Consider the following 1,169-nt stretch of genomic DNA (forward strand, 5'->3'; position numbering starts at 1 on the left):
CACGTTATTGGAAGATATTGGGCCTTGTATCGGTATCGTTGACCTGAGCCATGACGAGTTTAGCTTGAATGGTCTGGCAAACTTAGTGAGTTCTCATAAGCACGTGCGTTGGCTGGCGTTTATTCGTGAGTCTCAGCTCGGCACAGACACCATCTGCCAGTTCATCGTTAACTTCTGTATCGACTTTTTTACTGCCCCAATCCCAGATGCCCAACTGTTGAGTACCATCGGCCACCAACTTGGTATGCTCAAGCTAGAGAAAAAAGTTTGGCCAAGCTTTGGCAATAGCCTCGATATGGGGCTGATTGGCGAATCTATCCCGATGAAGCGCTTACGCGATCAAGTTAAGCGAATTGGTCCTACGGACGTGAGTATTCTGATCTCTGGCGAGAGCGGTACTGGTAAAGAAGCGGTTGCTCGTGCAATTCACAAAGTATCTTCCCGTTCTCATAAGCCCTTTATGTCGATTAACTGCCGCGCTTGGAATGAGCAACGGTTCCAAGCGGAAGACTGTGAGCTTTCTGCGGATGCTGAGATGGGCCCAGGTCTGTTTGAACAAGCAGATGGCGGTACTGTGTTGTTTAATGACATTCTGACCATTTCGAAGGACCAGCAAATGAACCTGTTAAGGTTTTTGCAAGAGGGCACGATTGAAACGCGCGAAGGTGTGAAGAATGTGAATGTGCGTATTCTTGCTGCTAACTCGTCAGACGTAGAAAGAGCCTTGATTGATGGCGACTTCAACGAAGAGTTGTACCATTACATCAATGTACTTCGTATCAACGTACCAAGCTTGAAAGAGCGCGCGAGTGACATTGCACTACTAGCTCGCTTCTATCTGCAAGAGTTCTCTAAAGAGTACAACTCTCAAGCAAAAAGTTTCTCAGAGGACGCTTTGAAAGCTCTGACTCGTTACTTCTGGCCTGGTAATGTTCGCGAGTTGATGAACCAAGTTAAGCGTGCGGTGTTGATGTCTGACAGCGTGATGATTGAAGAACATCATCTCGATTTGCCGCAACGTAATGATTCAAAACGCAGTTTGAAATCAATTCGAGAAAAGAGTGAGCGTGATGCGTTATTGGTCGTGTTGGAATCGCACTCTGGTCAAGTTTCCAATGCGGCGAAAGAACTTGGTGTGTCGCGTGCAACCATGTATCGACTACTGAATA

Annotated in this window: 1 protein-coding gene; it reads left to right on the forward strand. The window is 46.8% G+C overall.

The window, feature by feature from the left end; genetic code table 11:
* The coding region (locus R7Z78_RS24555) for a sigma-54 dependent transcriptional regulator (protein WP_169643803.1) at positions 1-1,169 on the forward strand (1,169 nt) is incomplete at both ends.

Origin of the sequence: Vibrio sp. 1167 (assembly GCF_033340375.1) — a bacterium.
Taxonomy (GTDB): domain Bacteria; phylum Pseudomonadota; class Gammaproteobacteria; order Enterobacterales; family Vibrionaceae; genus Vibrio; species Vibrio alginolyticus.